This is a genomic window from Taklimakanibacter deserti (assembly GCA_003574785.1).
The window spans coordinates 278,080-294,282 of record QORU01000009.1 but is presented as its reverse complement, the minus strand read 5'-3'; the positions used below and the strand labels follow the sequence as shown (position 1 = coordinate 294,282).

At 61.2% G+C, this 16,203-nt stretch carries 18 protein-coding genes; 14 read left to right on the top strand and 4 right to left on the bottom strand.

Annotation, left to right across the window (positions count from 1 at the left end):
- From DS839_RS20625 to DS839_RS36595, 6 genes are all read left to right on the top strand, one after another.
- A complete protein-coding gene (locus tag DS839_RS20625; RefSeq protein WP_119272339.1) occupies positions 1-1,083 on the top strand; it encodes a C-terminal binding protein in 1,083 nt (360 codons plus the stop codon).
- Between the two features lie 11 nt (positions 1,084-1,094).
- Positions 1,095-2,390 carry an aspartate aminotransferase family protein gene (locus DS839_RS20620; RefSeq protein ID WP_368911775.1) on the top strand — a complete coding sequence of 432 codons (1,296 nt, stop codon included), beginning with the start codon at positions 1,095-1,097 and terminating at the stop codon, positions 2,388-2,390.
- 13 nt (positions 2,391-2,403) lie between these two features.
- The gene (locus tag DS839_RS20615; protein WP_119272338.1) at positions 2,404-2,706 is read left to right on the top strand and encodes a 3-hydroxyacyl-CoA dehydrogenase NAD-binding domain-containing protein; all 303 of its coding nucleotides are present in this window, start codon (positions 2,404-2,406) and stop codon (positions 2,704-2,706) included.
- A 135-nt stretch (positions 2,707-2,841) separates the two neighbouring features.
- Entirely contained in the window at positions 2,842-3,867 is a 1,026-nt protein-coding gene (locus tag DS839_RS20610) for an amidohydrolase family protein (protein WP_119272337.1), read from the top strand.
- Positions 3,855-4,577 (top strand): SDR family NAD(P)-dependent oxidoreductase, encoded by a 723-nt coding sequence (locus DS839_RS20605; RefSeq protein WP_119272336.1) that lies wholly within the window; start codon positions 3,855-3,857, stop codon positions 4,575-4,577. The genes DS839_RS20610 and DS839_RS20605 overlap by 13 nt, the downstream gene beginning before the upstream one ends.
- Before the next feature lie 97 nt (positions 4,578-4,674).
- Positions 4,675-4,839 carry a hypothetical protein gene (locus DS839_RS36595; RefSeq protein WP_162918695.1) on the top strand — a complete coding sequence of 55 codons (165 nt, stop codon included), beginning with the start codon at positions 4,675-4,677 and terminating at the stop codon, positions 4,837-4,839.
- Positions 4,840-4,887: 48 nt separating this feature from the next.
- Here DS839_RS36595 and DS839_RS20600 read toward each other — a convergent pair whose 3' ends face one another.
- Positions 4,888-6,255 (bottom strand): phosphatase PAP2 family protein, encoded by a 1,368-nt coding sequence (locus DS839_RS20600; RefSeq protein ID WP_368911774.1) that lies wholly within the window; start codon positions 6,253-6,255, stop codon positions 4,888-4,890.
- A 237-nt stretch (positions 6,256-6,492) separates the two neighbouring features.
- Between DS839_RS20600 and DS839_RS20595 the strand changes: the two genes are divergently transcribed.
- Both DS839_RS20595 and DS839_RS20590 read left to right on the top strand, forming a co-directional pair.
- Positions 6,493-6,936, top strand: a complete 444-nt coding sequence (locus DS839_RS20595) for an NUDIX hydrolase (RefSeq protein ID WP_119272335.1) — start codon at positions 6,493-6,495, stop codon at positions 6,934-6,936.
- 92 nt (positions 6,937-7,028) lie between these two features.
- Positions 7,029-7,382, top strand: a complete 354-nt coding sequence (locus tag DS839_RS20590) for a DUF1428 domain-containing protein (RefSeq protein WP_119272334.1) — start codon at positions 7,029-7,031, stop codon at positions 7,380-7,382.
- A 41-nt stretch (positions 7,383-7,423) separates the two neighbouring features.
- Here DS839_RS20590 and DS839_RS20585 read toward each other — a convergent pair whose 3' ends face one another.
- Positions 7,424-8,332 (bottom strand): AEC family transporter, encoded by a 909-nt coding sequence (locus DS839_RS20585; protein ID WP_119272333.1) that lies wholly within the window; start codon positions 8,330-8,332, stop codon positions 7,424-7,426.
- A 103-nt stretch (positions 8,333-8,435) separates the two neighbouring features.
- Between DS839_RS20585 and DS839_RS20580 the strand changes: the two genes are divergently transcribed.
- The 6 genes from DS839_RS20580 to DS839_RS20555 all read left to right on the top strand — a co-directional run bounded on the left by DS839_RS20580 (position 8,436) and on the right by DS839_RS20555 (position 14,808).
- Positions 8,436-8,918 carry a Crp/Fnr family transcriptional regulator gene (locus tag DS839_RS20580; protein WP_162918693.1) on the top strand — a complete coding sequence of 161 codons (483 nt, stop codon included), beginning with the start codon at positions 8,436-8,438 and terminating at the stop codon, positions 8,916-8,918.
- A 307-nt stretch (positions 8,919-9,225) separates the two neighbouring features.
- On the top strand, positions 9,226-10,386 hold the full coding sequence (locus tag DS839_RS20575) for an alanine racemase (RefSeq protein WP_368911772.1): 1,161 nt from the start codon (positions 9,226-9,228) through the stop codon (positions 10,384-10,386).
- A gap of 59 nt (positions 10,387-10,445) precedes the next feature.
- Positions 10,446-11,915 carry an NAD-dependent succinate-semialdehyde dehydrogenase gene (locus DS839_RS20570; RefSeq protein WP_119272331.1) on the top strand — a complete coding sequence of 490 codons (1,470 nt, stop codon included), beginning with the start codon at positions 10,446-10,448 and terminating at the stop codon, positions 11,913-11,915.
- A gap of 92 nt (positions 11,916-12,007) precedes the next feature.
- The gene (gene doeA, locus DS839_RS20565) at positions 12,008-13,195 is read left to right on the top strand and encodes an ectoine hydrolase DoeA (RefSeq protein WP_119272330.1); all 1,188 of its coding nucleotides are present in this window, start codon (positions 12,008-12,010) and stop codon (positions 13,193-13,195) included.
- A gap of 24 nt (positions 13,196-13,219) precedes the next feature.
- Positions 13,220-14,002, top strand: coding sequence for a maleate cis-trans isomerase family protein (locus DS839_RS20560; protein WP_119272329.1), 783 nt, complete (start codon positions 13,220-13,222; stop codon positions 14,000-14,002).
- 2 nt (positions 14,003-14,004) lie between these two features.
- A complete protein-coding gene (locus DS839_RS20555) occupies positions 14,005-14,808 on the top strand; it encodes an aspartate dehydrogenase (protein ID WP_119272328.1) in 804 nt (267 codons plus the stop codon).
- 15 nt (positions 14,809-14,823) lie between these two features.
- Here DS839_RS20555 and DS839_RS20550 read toward each other — a convergent pair whose 3' ends face one another.
- A complete protein-coding gene (locus DS839_RS20550) occupies positions 14,824-15,399 on the bottom strand; it encodes an HD domain-containing protein (protein WP_119272327.1) in 576 nt (191 codons plus the stop codon).
- 44 nt (positions 15,400-15,443) lie between these two features.
- On the bottom strand, positions 15,444-16,202 hold the full coding sequence (locus DS839_RS20545) for an aldolase (RefSeq protein WP_119272326.1): 759 nt from the start codon (positions 16,200-16,202) through the stop codon (positions 15,444-15,446).
- Between the last annotated feature and the right edge of the window lies 1 nt (position 16,203).

Below are 16,203 nucleotides of genomic sequence, written 5' to 3'. Positions count from 1 at the left end.
ATGCCCGAGATCATTCTCCATCCCGACGTTCAATATGATGGTCCTGCCGATGTCGAGGCGGCCGTCTATGGCGATCAGTTTCAGATTCACGCGTCGCTATCCCGCGATCTCTCGCAGATCGGCGACGAGCTCTGGAAGAAGGCGGCCGGCCTGGTGTGCTATCACGAAGTCACGGTCACGGCCGATCTGCTCGATCGCATGCCAAACTGCCGGGTGGTGGTGCGCGCCGGCGTCGGTTTCGACAACATCGACCTGAAGGCGGCGGGCGAACGCGGCATCGCCGTCTGCAACACGCCGGATTACGGGACGATGGACGTGGCGGACCATGCCATCGCCCTGACCCTGGCCTTCCTGCGCGGCATCACGATGTACAATGCGGCCATCCTCGAAGATCCGGTCGCGGGCTGGCGCTTCGATGCCGTACCGACCATCCGGCGCCTCTCCACCCTGACCTTCGGAGTCATCGGGCTTGGTCGCATCGGCACGGCAACCGCTCTCCGTGCCAAGGCGCTCGGCATGCGCGTCATCTTCTTCGATCCCTACCGGCCGACGGGGACCGAGCTTGCGTTTGGCATCGAACGCGTAGCGACGCTGCAGGATCTGCTGGCGCAATCCGACGTGATCTCGATCCACACGCCGCTGACCGCAGAGACGCGGCATCTGATTTCCACCGCAGCACTCGCAACCATGAAGCCGGGTGCGATACTGGTCAGCACGGCGCGCGGCGCCGTCATCGACCTCGCCGCCCTGGCGCCGGCGCTCAACGACGGACGGATCGCGGGCGCCGCCCTCGACGTGCTGGAGATCGAGCCGCTACCGGCCAACCATCCGTTGATGAAGAGCTGGCGCGCGCCCGGCTCGCCGATCCGCAACAAGCTCATCTTGACCCCACATGCCGCCTTCTACAGTCCGTCGAGCCTGATCGACCTCAGGCGTAAATCGGCGGCGACGGCGGCCCAGTATCTGCGCGAAGGCCGCTCGCGCGATTGCGTCAATCTGGACATGATCGACCGAAGTAAGGCGGTGACCGGGCGCGGACGGCGTGATACCGCCGAGGTCTCGATGCCAGCAAGGAGTCAATGATGTCGCCGGCCGTGTTTGATCGTTCGCGGGAACGTGTCGCTGCAGCGAAACGCTATATGCCGGGCGGCGTCAGTAGCCACTTCCGCTATGGCGTATCGCCGACGCCGCTGGTCTTTGAACGGGCCGACGGCGTCTATCTGCACGATATCGATGGTAACCGCCTGATCGACTACTATCTCGCTTTGGGGCCGATGATCCTCGGCCACACGCCGGCCGATGTCATCGCCGCCGCCAAGGCGCAGCTCGATCGCGGCGTCTTGTATGGCGGGCAGAGTGAGCTCGAGTTCGCTGCCGCCAAGCTGGTCTGCGAGATGGTACCCTGCGCGGAGCGGGTCCGGTTCTGCGCCTCGGGAACCGAGGCCGATCAGCTGGCTCTGCGCCTGTCGCGGGCCGTGACGGGGCGCGACGTGATCGTCAAGTTCGAGGGTCACTATCACGGCTGGATGGACTCGGTGCTGTGGAGCGCCGCACCCACCGGCAATGCGATGGGTCCGGAATCGGAACCGACGCCCGTTGCCGGCAGCGCCGGCCAGGACGCGTGGGCGGGCCGCAACATCGAGGTTCTGTCCTGGAACCGCCCGCAGCAGGTGATCGACCGGCTGGCGCGCGGCGATGTCGCCGCCGTCATCATGGAAGCCGCCATGTGCAACAGCGGCGCCATCATGCCGCAGCCAGGCTATCTCGAAGTGGTGCGCGAGGCTTGCACGACGAACGGCACGATCCTGATCTTCGACGAAGTGATCACCGGCTTTCGTGTCGGTCCGGGCGGCGCTCAGAAGCGGCTCGGTGTGACGCCCGACCTTGCTGTCTTCGCGAAGGCGATCGCCAACGGCTTTGCGGTCGCCGCCGTGGCCGGCCGCGCCGACATCATGGATCAGCTGGCCGGCGGGAACATCATTCACGGGGGCACCTACAATGCCCAGGCCGTCAACATGGCGGCGACTGTGGCGACGCTGAAGCGGCTTATCACGCCGGGGGTCTATGACCTGATGGAGGAGCGCGGCGGTCGTCTGATGCAGGGTTTGGCCAAGGCCTTCGCGGATGCCGGCGTCACCGCCACCGTGACCGGCTTCCCGCAGGTCTTCCATGTCTGCTTCGGTCTCAGCGAAGCGCCGGTGAATTATCGCGACATGTTGCGGGTCGATCGCCCCGGCTATGTTCGCCTGACGACCCTGCTGCTGAAGCACGGGGTGCGGGCCTTGGAGCGCGGCGCCTGGTTCCTCTCGACAGAACATGACGAGGCGATCGTCGACACGACCATCGCCGCCATGCGGGCGGCACTGGCGGAATGGGTGAAGGTCCGATGAGGGAGAGGACACCATGACGACAAGCCTGCATGCGCGCGTCACCCTGGTCGGCGCCGGTATCATCGGTCGCGGCTGGATCCGCGTCTTCGCTCGGCACGGCGTGCCCGTCACGGCCCATCATCCGAAGCGGGCGCAGATCGACCAGACGCTGGGATGGCTGGCACAGGATCTCGCGGCCGATGTCGCGGCCGGCTTCCTCAGCGCAGAGGCGCGCGAGCGGATGCTGGCCTGCACGCGGGGGCGAGGCCGATCTCGCCCCCGCTCTGGTGCAGGCGGATTACGGTTCAGGAAAGCGCTCCCGAAGAGCTTGCACTGAAGCGCGCTTCCTTGCATCGACTTGTCAAGACGGCGGCTTGGCATCACACAGCGCAACACGGCCAAGCGCCACAGGCCATATCTGGACAATTCCCATCCGGCCTGATTGGATCATGCGCCGTGACGGGCGCCTGGCATGACGGACAACAAGCACGAGTCGACAAGGCCGATCGAGCCCGAGGCGGCACCCATGCCGCAAGGCATCCGGTCGACCCGGCGAGCGATCGTCGATGCCCATGCGCATCTCTATGACAGCCGCGCGGTTCGCTACGGCATCTTCGAGCAGCGGAACCCGACATTCGAAGCGCTCATCGGGGACTATAGCGCCCTGCCCCGCAGCCATGGCCTCGACGACTATCTGCGGGCCACGCAGTCGCGCGCCGTCAAAGGTCTCGTCTGGCACGAATTCATCGCCGACGACACGCTCGCCGAGATCGCATGGGCGCAGCGGCTGGTCGCTTCCGCCGCCTTGCCCATGGCGCTCGTCGGGCTGGTGGACTTTGCAGATCCGGGCTTAGGGCGGCGGCTCGAAGCCTATCGCGATGTACCCGGCCTCTCCGCGGTGCGCCAGCATCTGGGCTGGGACAATGAGGATCCGCTGCGCCGGATGGCGCAGCGCCCGGACTTCATGAGCGACCCCAACTGGCTCAAAGGGCTTGGCACACTCAAGGGGTTCGATCTGCGCTGCGGGCTCGAGGTGTTCGCGCCGCAATTAGCGGACGTGCTTGCCGTGGTCCGCGCCAACCCTGAGATCGGCTTTACCATAGCCGTGATGGGCTGGCCGACCGATCGCAGCGCCGATGGCTTCTCGCGCTGGCGCTCGGACATGCTGGCGCTCGGCCGCTGTGACAACACCTGTGCCAGCGTCTCCGCTATCGAGTGTATTTTCGGTCTCGACTGGCGCGCGGCCGATGTCGGGCCCTGGATCCTGGCCGTGATCGAAGCCTTCGGCCCGGCGCGCTCGATGTTCGGCAGCCATCTCCCCATCACCGGTCTGTCCCATGGATTCGACCGCCTCTACGACATCTATGAGCGTATCGTCTCGGGCTTTTTCGACAACGAGAAAGACATGATGTTCCGCGGCACGGCTGCGGCCTGGTTCCGAATCCCGCAAGGAAGCACCGTATCATCGGCGGAAAGGACAGCGCGATGGCCAGAATGACGAAGAAGGTCGCGTTGGTGGCGGGTGGTGCCAGGGGCATCGGCTATGCCATTGCGCAGCGCCTGGCGGTCGAGGGTGCGGCGGTGTTTCTCACCGGGCGCGGCTCGCAAGAGGTCGAGAGCGCCGCGGAGAAGATCGGCCAAGGGGCGCGTAGCGTTGTCGCGGATGCCTCAGTGCCGCACGACATGGCGAAGGCTATCGCTGCGGTCCGGGACGAGCATGGGCGCATCGATGGGCTGGTCCTGAACGCCGGGATTTCGGAACCGGCGCTCCTCGCCGAGGAGACGCCCGAACATTTCGAAAGCCATTTCCTGGTCAATGTCCGCAGTTCCGTCCTCACCCTCCAGGCGGCAATCGGCATCATGGGGAGCGGCAGCGCCGTCGTGCTCGTCGGCTCGGCCGCGGATACGGCGGGCGTGCCGTCCTACGGCACCTATTCCGCAAGCAAGGCGGCTTTGCGTTCCTATGCGCACACCTGGGCTGCGGAACTCGGACCCCGCGGCATTCGCGTCAACGTCGTGAGCCCGGGGCCCACCGACACGGCGATCTCGCCGCAACGTCCGATGAGGTGCGCGCGGCGCTCGTCGGGCGCATCCCGGATGGGGCGTCCGGAGGAAATCGCGGCCGCGGTGCTGTTTCTGCTCAGCGACGAGGCGAGTTTTATCGCGGGCGCCGAGCTCTATGTCGATGGTGGCATGCAGCAGGTCTGACAAATCCTTACCGTCAAGCCTTCAACCTTGGCGGGATTTGCCCTAAGCTTCGCCCGCAGCAAATTGGGGGAAACGCGCCGGAAAAAGAACGGAGACATTGATCGGCGCTTTAAGGCCCCCGAATTTCACGGAAGGCATCTTCATCGACGATGATGGCCACTACGCCTTCACGGTCCGCGACGCGAGCACCATCGACCTTTGCTATTACCACCTCGTTCGCAAGAGCAAGGTCGTCGCCTGCTACACTTTGAAGAAGCAGTAATCAGCGCCCGTCGCGCCTTGCCCAGGCCAACAGATTAGGCGATGCGATTTACTCTCGACTGCCGTCGCTCTTGGCCCATTCCACATACTTGCCGGCAACCTTCTTTCCCAGCTCGACGCCGGCCTGGTTGTCCATCTGGTAGTGGATGCCGGCCCAGATCCGGGAGTCACCCGCTTCTTTGCCGAGCTTGCGGATGAACTCGGCACGAGCGGGAAACAGATAGGCCAGGACTTCGCATCTCGCCGTCGAGAGGGTGGAATGGTTCGATGGATAGCTTGGATGATTGGGCACCGTGAACAGGGGCTTTATTTCAGGATCGAGCTGATGCGGCCGCAAGTACCAGTAGGCGTATTTGCCATCATTGCTCGCGATAAAGGCGTCGTAAAAAGCCGCGCCAAGAAGGGCATAGACGCGCGCCGCGCGGGGCGGGTTCTGGTCGGTCTTGTCTTCGAACATCCATGTGTTGGCATAGTCATAAAAGCCCGTTATCAGCCCCGACGGGCTCTGCCAGTAGAAGGCCTTCCAATCGGTCACGAATGTCCGCTCATGCTTGAGAACCGCGCTCACTTCGGCCTTGACCGCTTCCGACTTGCAATCGGGAGGAGCCGGGGGCCTGAATTCATTCGCTGCCTTGAGCAGGATCGGTTTGTAGTTTGGCATGGTCACATTGCCCGGCTTGGTTCCCGTCCATTTGCATGGCCCGGTCGGGACGGTGCCGCTCCACATGGCATCGGATCCATCTGCCTTGGCGCGCGCGATCACCCGCTCCGCCACGCGCCGGCCGAGGTCGCGGCCGGCGATAGAGTCGCTCGGAAACTCGACACCTGCCTCCAGGCGCGACTGCGCCGCTTCGGCCGCCATCTTTTCGAACTGGGCAGCCTCCTTGGGAAAGAAATAGGTTAGCACCAGTGCCGCGGCTTCGGCTGTCGCGGCATATTCGGAAGGATAGGAAGGGCTCATGGGCGTGGGCAGCGCCGGGCGCAGCGCCGGATCCACCGCGATGGGGCGCGGCCGATTGTAGAAGTACTTGGATTCCCACGCGGCGATGGTCGCATCGTAGATGGCGATGGCCAGGTAGGCATTGATGCGATTGGGAAATGGCGTTTCCTTGTCACCGGCGTTGAAGCGGCCGTTGACGATGCCCATCCAGCGATAGGCAGGGGAACCCGCGTCCCAATATCTGATCTTCTCCAGTGCCTTGGGGTCCTTCCCGGCCATCATTTTCTGGAGTTCCGTGATCTCCTTGGCTGTCGCCGAAGCATCCGGCGGTGGCGGCACGCGAAGGTCCTTGGCCGAAGAGATGATCCATGTCCGCCATGATCCGGCATTCGGTTCTATCTGTTCGGATTGGGCAAAGGCGTAGCTTGCGGAGAAAACCACAAGCAGAAGCATTTTGCTTATGAGCAGACGCAGCATCTGGGCCTCCCCTGGTTGGTGCCCCCGTGGCGGGATGCACCAGCCGTATGCTGGCTGTCCCGCAATGCGCGTATATCATCAGATTATATCACAAAATGCTCTTGGCGGGAAGTTCACTCCATGTGGATGTCGCACGACGGATGCGAATGATCCGACTCGGACATTGCGAAGCTCGCCTGCATTGGTTGGGAATTGTAAAGTCGTATCTTGCTGATGAATTAAACCAGGTTCCCGCCCATGTCTGTTTGGCGCCCACCCTCCTTCGTTCGACCCATTGCCGTCGGTCTCATCCGCCGGCACGAGGAACTGCTTCTGATGGCCGTGCGCGATGACGACGGCGCCATCAAGGGATGGCGGCCGCTCGGTGGCTCGATCGAATTCGGTGAACGCGCCTCAGATGCGCTCAGGCGTGAACTCGCCGAGGAGGTTGGCTTGTCCATTGCCGAACCGACATTGCTGACGGTCATGGAAAATCTCTATTCGCATAACGGTGCGCCCGGGCATGAAATCGTTTTTGTATTTGAAGCGAAATTGGCTGACGATACCCATGGCGGCCGCGAGGAGTTTTCCTTCGACGATGGCGGCGTTCGCAACGAGGTGCGGTGGGTTGCACTCGCGAATTTTGAACGTGGCGAGGCCGAGTTGTTCCCTGCTGGGCTCCTGAAGCATTTGCTTCAGTGAGAGTTTTACAGAGCTGTTCGGAACCCGGCCCCTGACGCTGGCGTTATCATCGATATCGTCCACCAGCCCCTCTCAGCTCAGGAGAATAAGCCATGAATTACGTCGATGGTTTTCTGATCCCCGTACCCGCAAGCAAGAAGAAGGAATTCATCGCCCAGGCCGCAAGGATGGCCCCGATTTTCAAGGAGTTCGGCGCAAAGCGGGTGGTCGAGTGTTGGGGCGATGACGTGCCTGACGGCAAGGTCACCGACTTCAAGGGCGCGGTCAAGGCCAACGACGACGAGACCGTCGTGTTCAGTTGGATCGAATATCCTTCCAAAGAAATTCGCGACGCTGCCAACAAGCGGATGATGGAAGATCCACGCATGAAGGCGATGGGAGAGCATATGCCTTTCGACGGCAAGCGCATGATCTTCGGCGGTTTCGCGCCAGTTCTCGACGAATAGAGCTCTTGCGATGCGCGATGGCGGCTCAAAGCCATCGCGCTTCAGACGAAACCCAGCAGCCACCACCAGGCCGGGAGCGTCAGGAATGAGAGCGGGATTCCGACGCCGACCATCAGCGTGAGCAGCGGCGGGTCGAGCTCATGATCCATGGCCACGATACTTGCCCCGATCATCGGTGCCATCGCGGATTCGAACACGGTCACCCGCATGACCTGTCCCTCGGCGCCGAAAAGGCCTGCGAAGAGGAGAAGAATCAGCGCCGGGCCGAGCACGAGCTTGAAGGCGAGGCCGAGGCTGAGCGGCACCGCCTTGCCCCGCACCTGGCTGAGCCGGATCTGGTAGCCGACCGAAACGAGGGCGAGCGGGACCGTCGTCGTGCCGAGGCGCCTCAAAAGATCGCCGAGCCAGGTCGGATACTCGACCGGCATCAGGATGAGCGCCAGCAAGAAGGCCTGGAACGGCGCGAAGAGAGCGATCTTGCGGGCCACCGCCTTCGCATCGATGGCCTGGCCGGACGAGTAGATCGAGGCGACGAGGATGCCGAGCGTCGAGAGCACGAAATAGGACCCGACCTGATCGATCAGGATGCCGAAGCCGAGAAACTCAGCGCCGTAGAAGGTCTCGATCATCGGCAAGCCGATGAAGGCGGTGTTGGCGAGCCCGCCCGTCAGCATGAGCCCGCCGGTGGTGGCCCGCGAGAGGCCGAGGACCCGCCCCGCCGCCCAGAAGAAGGCGCAGCCGATGCCGAACAGGATCCAGGCCATCAGCGCCGGAAGGATCAGGCCGGTGTCGAGATCGAGGGCGTGCACGTAGCTGAGTGTCAGCGCCGGCAGCGAGATATTGAGGATGAAGCCGTTCAGCGCGGCAGCGGCATTGTCGGGCAAACGTCCGGAGCGGCGGAGCGCCATTCCAAGAAGGAAGCAAACCGCCAAGAGAAGGTAGTTGTCCATCCGTCTGCTGCCCCCGCCGCGTGAAAGTAAGAGAATATATGACCACAGGAAGGTGCGAAAAGCGAATTGATACGACGGCGGTCCTGGCGGTAGTCTCATGTCCATGAGCATGACCGACCTCGACACGGCAATCGCCGGCTTTCGTGCTGACTCCTCGGCATCGGGCGACCAGCTGTCGCCGCGCAACTGGAACGAAGAGGACTGGCGGGAGCTGTTTCGCTTCACCAGTGTCCGTCGCATAAAGGCCGGGGAACTGCTGATCCAGCGGGGCGATCCTGACCGGACGCTCTATTTCGTCCTCGCTGGCAAGCTCGAGGTCGTGGTCCGGTCCGGCGACGGCATGAGCATGGGGCCGCTCACCCGGATCGGTGCTGGATCGGTGCTCGGAGAGCAGTCCTTTTTTGACGGCCACCCCCGGTCAGCCAGTGTCTGGGCAACGGACCAGAGCGAAGTCGCGGCGATGAGCCCCGAGCAGTATGCGGCCTTCGAGGCGGCGAACCCTGCCCGCGCCCATGAGTTGATTTTCGCTCTTGCCCGGGTTCTTGCCTTCCGGCTCCGCCGGACGACGGCAAGGGTCCTGGGTTAAGGCAGGCGTCTTCCGGCCGCCTTTGGCGACTGACAGCGGAGGGGGTCCCGATCAAGGAATCTTTTCAGGAGTGAGGGCGCTTCCGCGAACCGCCCAATGCACCTTCAATCCGGTCATCGGTGCAAACGCCGGACCGCCAGTGCAGAGCCCGCGAAGTTCATCAATTTAACTGGTCTATTAAACATTGTCTTATGTAGCGATTAATTGCCTTCCCGTCGGTGCGATGGCTTCCTAGGGCCTGGAAACCTGCATATCTCCGCTCCCCAGGATGAGGAGCGAGACGGATAAGCCTGGAAGTTGATTGCTCATGCTGGCCGATGCAAAGCGCACCTTGACGCTATCTGATCTCGACACCCCCTGTCTGGTGGTGGACCAGACAATCATGTTACGCAACGTGGCGCGAATGAGATCGCACTTGGCCTCGCTCGGCGTGCCCCTGCGCGTGCACCTGAAGACGGTGAAGTCGTTGGCGGCCGCTCGTCATGTCATGACCAGCCCAACCGGACCGGCTGTGGTCTCCACGCTTCAGGAAGCCGAGCAGTTTGGTGACGCGGGAGTGCGCGACATCCTTTATGCAATCGGCGTAACGCCAAATAAGCTCGATCGGGTCGCAGCAATTCGAGCTCGAGGAATAGACTTATCGGTGATCGTCGATAGCGTTGCAGCAGCCGAGGCTGTGGCCGCGAAGTCCCGGCAGATCAGTTCACCCATTCCTACGTTGGTCGAGATCGACTGTGATGGACACCGCGCCGGCGTCCCATCTACAGATTTGCGCCAGCTGGTAGCCATCGCAACCGTGCTGCAACGGGGGGGTGCAGAACTTCGTGGCGTGCTTACCCACGCGGGGAAGTCCTATAGCTGCGTTGGCATGAGCGCTTTGGAGGCGATGGCCGAGCAGGAGCGTAATCATGCCGTCGCATGCGCCAACGCGTTGCGCCAGGCCGAACTGCCGGTATCAACGGTGAGTGTAGGATCGACGCCGACCGCGGCTTTTTCGCGCAACCTCGAGGGTGTGACTGAGGTCCGCGCGGGCGTATTTCCGTTCTTCGATCTTTTCATGACAGGACTTGGGGTCTGTTCGGAGACCGATATCGCCCTTAGCGTCCTTACCACCGTTATCGGACATCAGCCTGATCGCGGTTGGATTCTCGTTGATGCGGGTTGGATGGCGATGTCGCGCGATCGGGGCACGGCAAGGCAGAAGGTTGACCAGGGTTACGGACTGGCGTGTGACTTGATGGGACGTCGATATCCGGATCTGATCATGGTCGACGCCCACCAGGAGCAAGGCATCCTAGCCGTACGAGAGGGCAGTTCAGCGAAATTGCCCGACCTCGCTATAGGAGATCTGGTTCGCATACTACCTAATCACGCATGCGCGACGGGAGCGCAGCATGACGAGTACGTTGTCGTACAATCGTCCTCTGATTGTATAGACGCCCGGTGGCCACGATTTCGTGGCTGGTAAAAGCCTCGCATTATGACAATGGTGCGGGGCCTGAGCAGGATTGACGAATAGGGAGTGGAATGTCTGACTTGCCGATCAACCTGGACGATCCCTCTCTGTGGCGAAGCGATTCTTATGTCGATGGATCGTGGACGCCGGCAGATAGCGGGTTACGCTTCAAAGTTGAGGATCCGGCAACTGGCAGGATCATCGCCGAGGTCGCCGATCTTGGCGTAGGCGAAACCCGAAGAGCCATCAGCGCTGCCGCAGGGGCATTCGAGAATTGGCGAGCGACCAGTGCCCAGGATCGCGCCAACTGCCTGCGTCGTTGGACGGATGAGATCTTGCGAAATCGCGAGGATCTTGCCCGGATTCTTTCGGCAGAAGTCGGTCGATCGATGCAGGAGGCGCGCAACGAAATTGACTACGGCGCCAGTTTTACACAGTGGTTTGCGGAAGAGGCCCGACGTGTCTATGGCGACACCATCCCTTCGCCTCTGCCTGACAGGCGCTTTATTGTCTTGAAGGAACCAATTGGCGTGGTCGCCGCGATCACCCCTTGGAATGCGCCCCACTCGATGGTCGCACGCAAGTGTTCGCCGGCTTTGGCCGCCGGTTGCCCTGTGGTTCTCAAACCCGCCGAACAGACGCCCCTCTCCGCGTTGGCGCTCGCCGTCTTGGCGGAGCGCGCTGGATTTCCGAAGGGCGTGATCAATATTGTTACCTGCGGCGATCCTGTCCCTATCGCGCGCACTCTGACGGACAGTGAGATCGTTCGCCTTGTAACGTTCACAGGGTCCAGCGAGGTTGGGCGCAACCTGGCACGGGAATGCGCACCCACGCTGAAGCGGCTGTCGCTGGAACTTGGCGGCAATGCCCCGTTCATCCTCTTCGAGGACGGCGACGTCGAGGCCGCCGTGGAAGGGGCAATGCAGGCAAAGTTTCGTGTGATTGGCCAGAACTGCGTCGGTGCGAACAGATTCTACATTCATGAGAGTCTGAAGGACCGCTTCGTCTCCGGCTTCAAGGCGCGGATGGCGCTTCTGCGGACAGGGCCGCCGACTGACGAGAACGCCATTGTCGGGCCTGTGATTGATGATGCGGCCGTGGCGAAACTCACGCGACTGGTAAGTGATGCGACTGGGAAAGGCGCACGCGTTCTGCTCGGTGGTGGCGTTCACCCCGCGGGCAAGTGCTTTTTTGCGCCCACTTTGATAACCGAGGTCGATAATTCCATGGCCATCGTCCATGAAGAGATTTTCGGGCCAGTCGCCACCATACAGAGCTTTGCGAACGAGGACGATGTAGTGCGTGCCGCCAATACGACGCCCTATGGTCTTGCGGCCTACTTTTATACGAAGGATCTGCGCCGAGCCTGGCGAGTCGCCGAACGGCTTGAGGCCGGCATGGTTGGCATCAATGTTGGGATGATGTCGTCGGCCGTAGCGCCGTTTGGCGGAGTTAAGCAATCCGGCTATGGCCGCGAGGGTTCGAAATACGGCATCGAGGAGTTCCTTGAGTTGAAATATGTCTGCATGGGCGGACTGTGACACTATGGCGGACAGGAAAGAGCCATGCCGCGATGTTGGTCGGCCAATATGATCAACCTGAGCTGTCCCCAACTCGACGCAGGAGATGCTGAATGATTCCGGCCCAACCCAAGCTCGCATTCTCACGCACCGAATATCGCGGCCGCCTGGAGGCAACTTGGGCATCGATGCAGAAGAATGAGATAGACTTGTTGGTGGTAACGGATCCTGCCAATATGGCTTGGCTTACCGGCTACGACGGATGGTCATTCTACGTTCACCAGTGCGTATTGGTGCCGCTGGGCGAGGATCCCCTTTGGTATGGCCGCATGCAGGACGTGCAGGGAGCGTACCGGCGCACCTACCTCCCCCACGATCGGGTGGTGGGTTACGAGGACCACTACGTCCAATCAACCCAACGACACCCTATGGATTTTCTTGCGGAGATCATTCGGCAGCGCGGGTTTTCCCATCAGAAGATCGGCGTGGAATTGGACAACTACTATTTCACCGCTGCCGCGTATCTATCATTGCAGAAACATCTACAACGTAGCGCGCTGAAGGATGCCACATATCTGGTCAATTGGCTGAGGGTCGTCAAATCATCGGCGGAAATTGACTATATGCGCAGTGCTGCCCGTGTCGTCGAAGGCGTATTTGAGCGTGTGCGCTCCGTCATGCGGCCTGGTCTGCGGCAGTGCGACCTGGTTGCCGAGATCTACGATGCCGAAATCAGGGGCAAAGGTGACGACTGGGGCGATTATACGGCCATTGTGCCGCTTATCGGCGCCGGGCCCGACGCTGCCGCGCCTCATCTTACTTGGACAGATGAACCGTTGCGAGCGAACGAAGGCATCTTCCTCGAGCTCTCAGGTGCGCACCGTCGCTACCACTGCCCGATGTCGCGCACGTTCTACATTGGAAAACCCGACGCGAAATTTCGCGAGACCGAGAAGGCAGTGCGTGAGGGCTTGGAGCAAGGACTGGACAAAGCCAAACCAGGCAATACTTGCGAGGACATTGCGGTGGCGTTTTACACTACGATCGAGCGCTACGGTCTCAAGAAAGACAGCCGTACCGGCTACTCGATAGGCCTTGCCTATCCACCTGACTGGGGTGAGCATACCCTCAGTCTGCGCCGCGACGATCGCACCGAACTGCGTCCCGGTATGACCATCCACTTCATGCCTGGACTGCATTTTGGCGATTGGGGTTTCCAGATCACCGAAAGCATCGCAATTACGAATACGGGCCACGAGTGCTTAGCCCGTGTCCCTCGCGAAATCATGGTCGTCGACTAACATCAAAACACACCGAGGCAAGTCATGTCTATTCAGCAGGCGAAAAACGAGATCCACAATTCCGTGCTCCATTTCGATGCGAGAATGGATGGCGGCTTTGCCGGCAAGCCGGTGATCGGGCTCATCACCTTGTCCACCGACTGCATAACAGAGTACGAACTCCGTCAAATGGCGCCGGCCGAAAAGATCGTGATCTCCGCCACTCGGATCAAGACACACAATCCGCTGACAGTAGCGATCCTGCGAGACCATGTTGCCGAAATTGGCAATGCGGTGCGGTTGTTTGATCCTGCTGAAACCGCGAACGTATACGCCTATGCATGCACCTCCGGGTCGGCCGTAAATTCGCACGAAGCACTCACCCAAGGGGTGCGCAATGCAGGTTCACAGGCGCCCATCACCGCGCCAATGCCGGGGGCGCTTGAGGCTTTCAAGACGCTCAATGTGACACGTATCGCCATGCTTACACCATACCCGGACGAAGTGACCTTGTTCATGCGCGATCATCTGGCAAGGAACGGCGTGGAGGTGGTATCGATGGGGTCATTTCATTTCGATATCGACTACGAGATGGCTCGTATTTCGCCGCAATCGATCATTGAATCGGCCGCTGCGCTGGATGATCCGCGCTCTCAGGCGGTTTTCCTGCCCTGCACCGGTCTGCGTGCCTCCAGCGCCATCGAAGCCCTTGAGCAGCGACTGGGGAAGCCGGTTGTGACAGCGCATCAGGCCATGCTCTGGCACGCCGTAAAACTTGCCGGATATCAAATCAAGCTGCCTCGCCTGGGCCGCCTCTTCCAACTCTGAGCATGACCGCCACCGTTGCGATCTGTGGCCTCGGAGCAATAGGGATGGAGGTGGCGCGTGGGCTTGATAGAGGCATAGAAGGCCTAAAGCTGATAGCTGTCGCGGCACGTGACCAGGAGTCTGCAAGAACTCGGGCGGCTACTCTGAATTGCAAGCCCGCCGTGGTTTCATTACCCGATCTGGCTCTGGCCGATATCGTCGTGGAAGCAGCGCCAGCGGAGGTTTTCTCCGATGTCGCTGAACCTGCGATCGATGAAGGCCGGATTTTCATTCCGGCGTCCGTAGGGGCGCTGCTTCGACGAATGGACCTGATCGAACGTGCCAAACTCACAGGGGCCCGAATTCTTCCGCCAACCGGGGCATTGCTCGGACTGGACGCCGTGCGGGCCGCGGCCGAAGGCGGTATACACACCGTCACTCTTGAAACCCGGAAACACCCGAGGAGCTATCAAGGAACTCCATGGGTTGTGTCGCGGACTATCGATCTCGGCGCCATGACTGAGCCGACCTGCATTTTCGATGGCAGTGCACGTGAAGCCGCCGCATGGTTTCCGGCGAACGCAAACATCGCAGCAGCCTTGGCCCTGGCAGGTATCGGTCCCGAGAGGACTCAGGTAAAATTCTGGGCCGTTCCGGATTTGCAGCGGAATGTGCACACGGTCAGTGTGGATTCGGACGCCGCGCGCTTTACCATGACCATCGAGGGCCTCCCCTCCCCTGCAAACCCACGCAGCAGCCGCTTAACTCCGCTATCCATACTGGCGAGTCTGCGCGGATTGGTGGCGACCTTGAAGAGTGGCAGCTGAGCCAAACACTGACCTCTAGTCGGGCGCACGCATCGAAACGGTGTACGGCACTCGGCCCAGGACCCGATACACCGCGGGTTTGAACGCCTCCAGAGGCATGTGTTGAAAATCCGGATCGAACGCCGCTTGATCATAGCGCGCACAAAACTCCACGCAAGCTTCGAAGTAAGGATGGCCTCGATACCGTTCCCGCTCGTTCGGATCACGGCCGTAGTACTGAAAGAAATAGATGCCTTGAAAGAGATCGTGATGGGCGACGATCCATCGCGTTCGCTCCGTCACGTATGGGCGAAGGATGTCGGCTGCGAAATTGCCATGATTCTCCGGCGCCAGGTCATCACCGATATCGTGCAGCAGGGCTGCCACGACCATCTCCTCGCTTTCACCGGCGACATGCGCGCGCGTCGCCGTCTGCAAGGAGTGAACCAGCCGGTTCACCGGGAAGCCGAACGTCTGACCCGCCATGCTCTCCAAGGTTCGCAACACGCGATCTGGAACGCCGGCGATGTGCTCTCTATCGTAACCGGCGATGATGGCGAAATCCTCGGCGGTCGCCTCCGCCATGGTCTTGAAGCTTGCCTGTCGATCCATCGAATGTTTCCTCCACCTCTGGTGGTCACTCCGCCGTGACCGGCTCAGTCCCGATAGTCTGGTTCCTCGGCATCGAGGCGCCTCTTCAACGCTGCAAAATGCAGATCAATCTGATATGCATCGGCGGCCATCTGGCGCCGTGTCTCGGAAGCCGCTTCCGCCGGCAGGACCCTCAGCTTGCGACCTGTTGACATCGCCAGCACCTGGGTCTGGCAAGCGCGCTCAAGATAATAGAGATCGTTGAATGCCTCAGCGATTGTCGGACCGACAACGGTGACACCGTGATTGGCCATGAACAAAACACGCTTGTCGCCCATCGCGCCGGCAATGCGATCACCTTCCTCGACACCCTTGACGAGACCGCCATAAACCGGATCGTAGGCAATCCGCCCGTGGAAAAAGATGGCATTCTGGCCGGCCATCTCCAGGGTCATATCCTCAAGCCACGTGAGAGCTGTGGCGTAAGGCATATGACTGTGCAGCACGGCTGCGCCGGCCGGATGCGCGATATGGATACGTGAATGGATCCAGAATGCGCTCTCCTCAACCTCGCCGTCGCCTTCGAGCTTCTCGCCTCTTTCGTTTACCAACACCAAATCGCTCGCGCGGATCTCGCTCCAATGCAGTCCATACGGATTGACCAGAAAACGGTGCTCGTCACCGGGCACCATGAGGCTGAAATGGTTGCAGATCCCTTCGTGATATCCGAAACGCACAGCCAGGCGGATCGCCGCTGCAAGATCCATCCGATATTCCTGCAGCCGGTTGTGCCCGGCGCGCGGTCGTGTTGTCGGCGTTGCCATC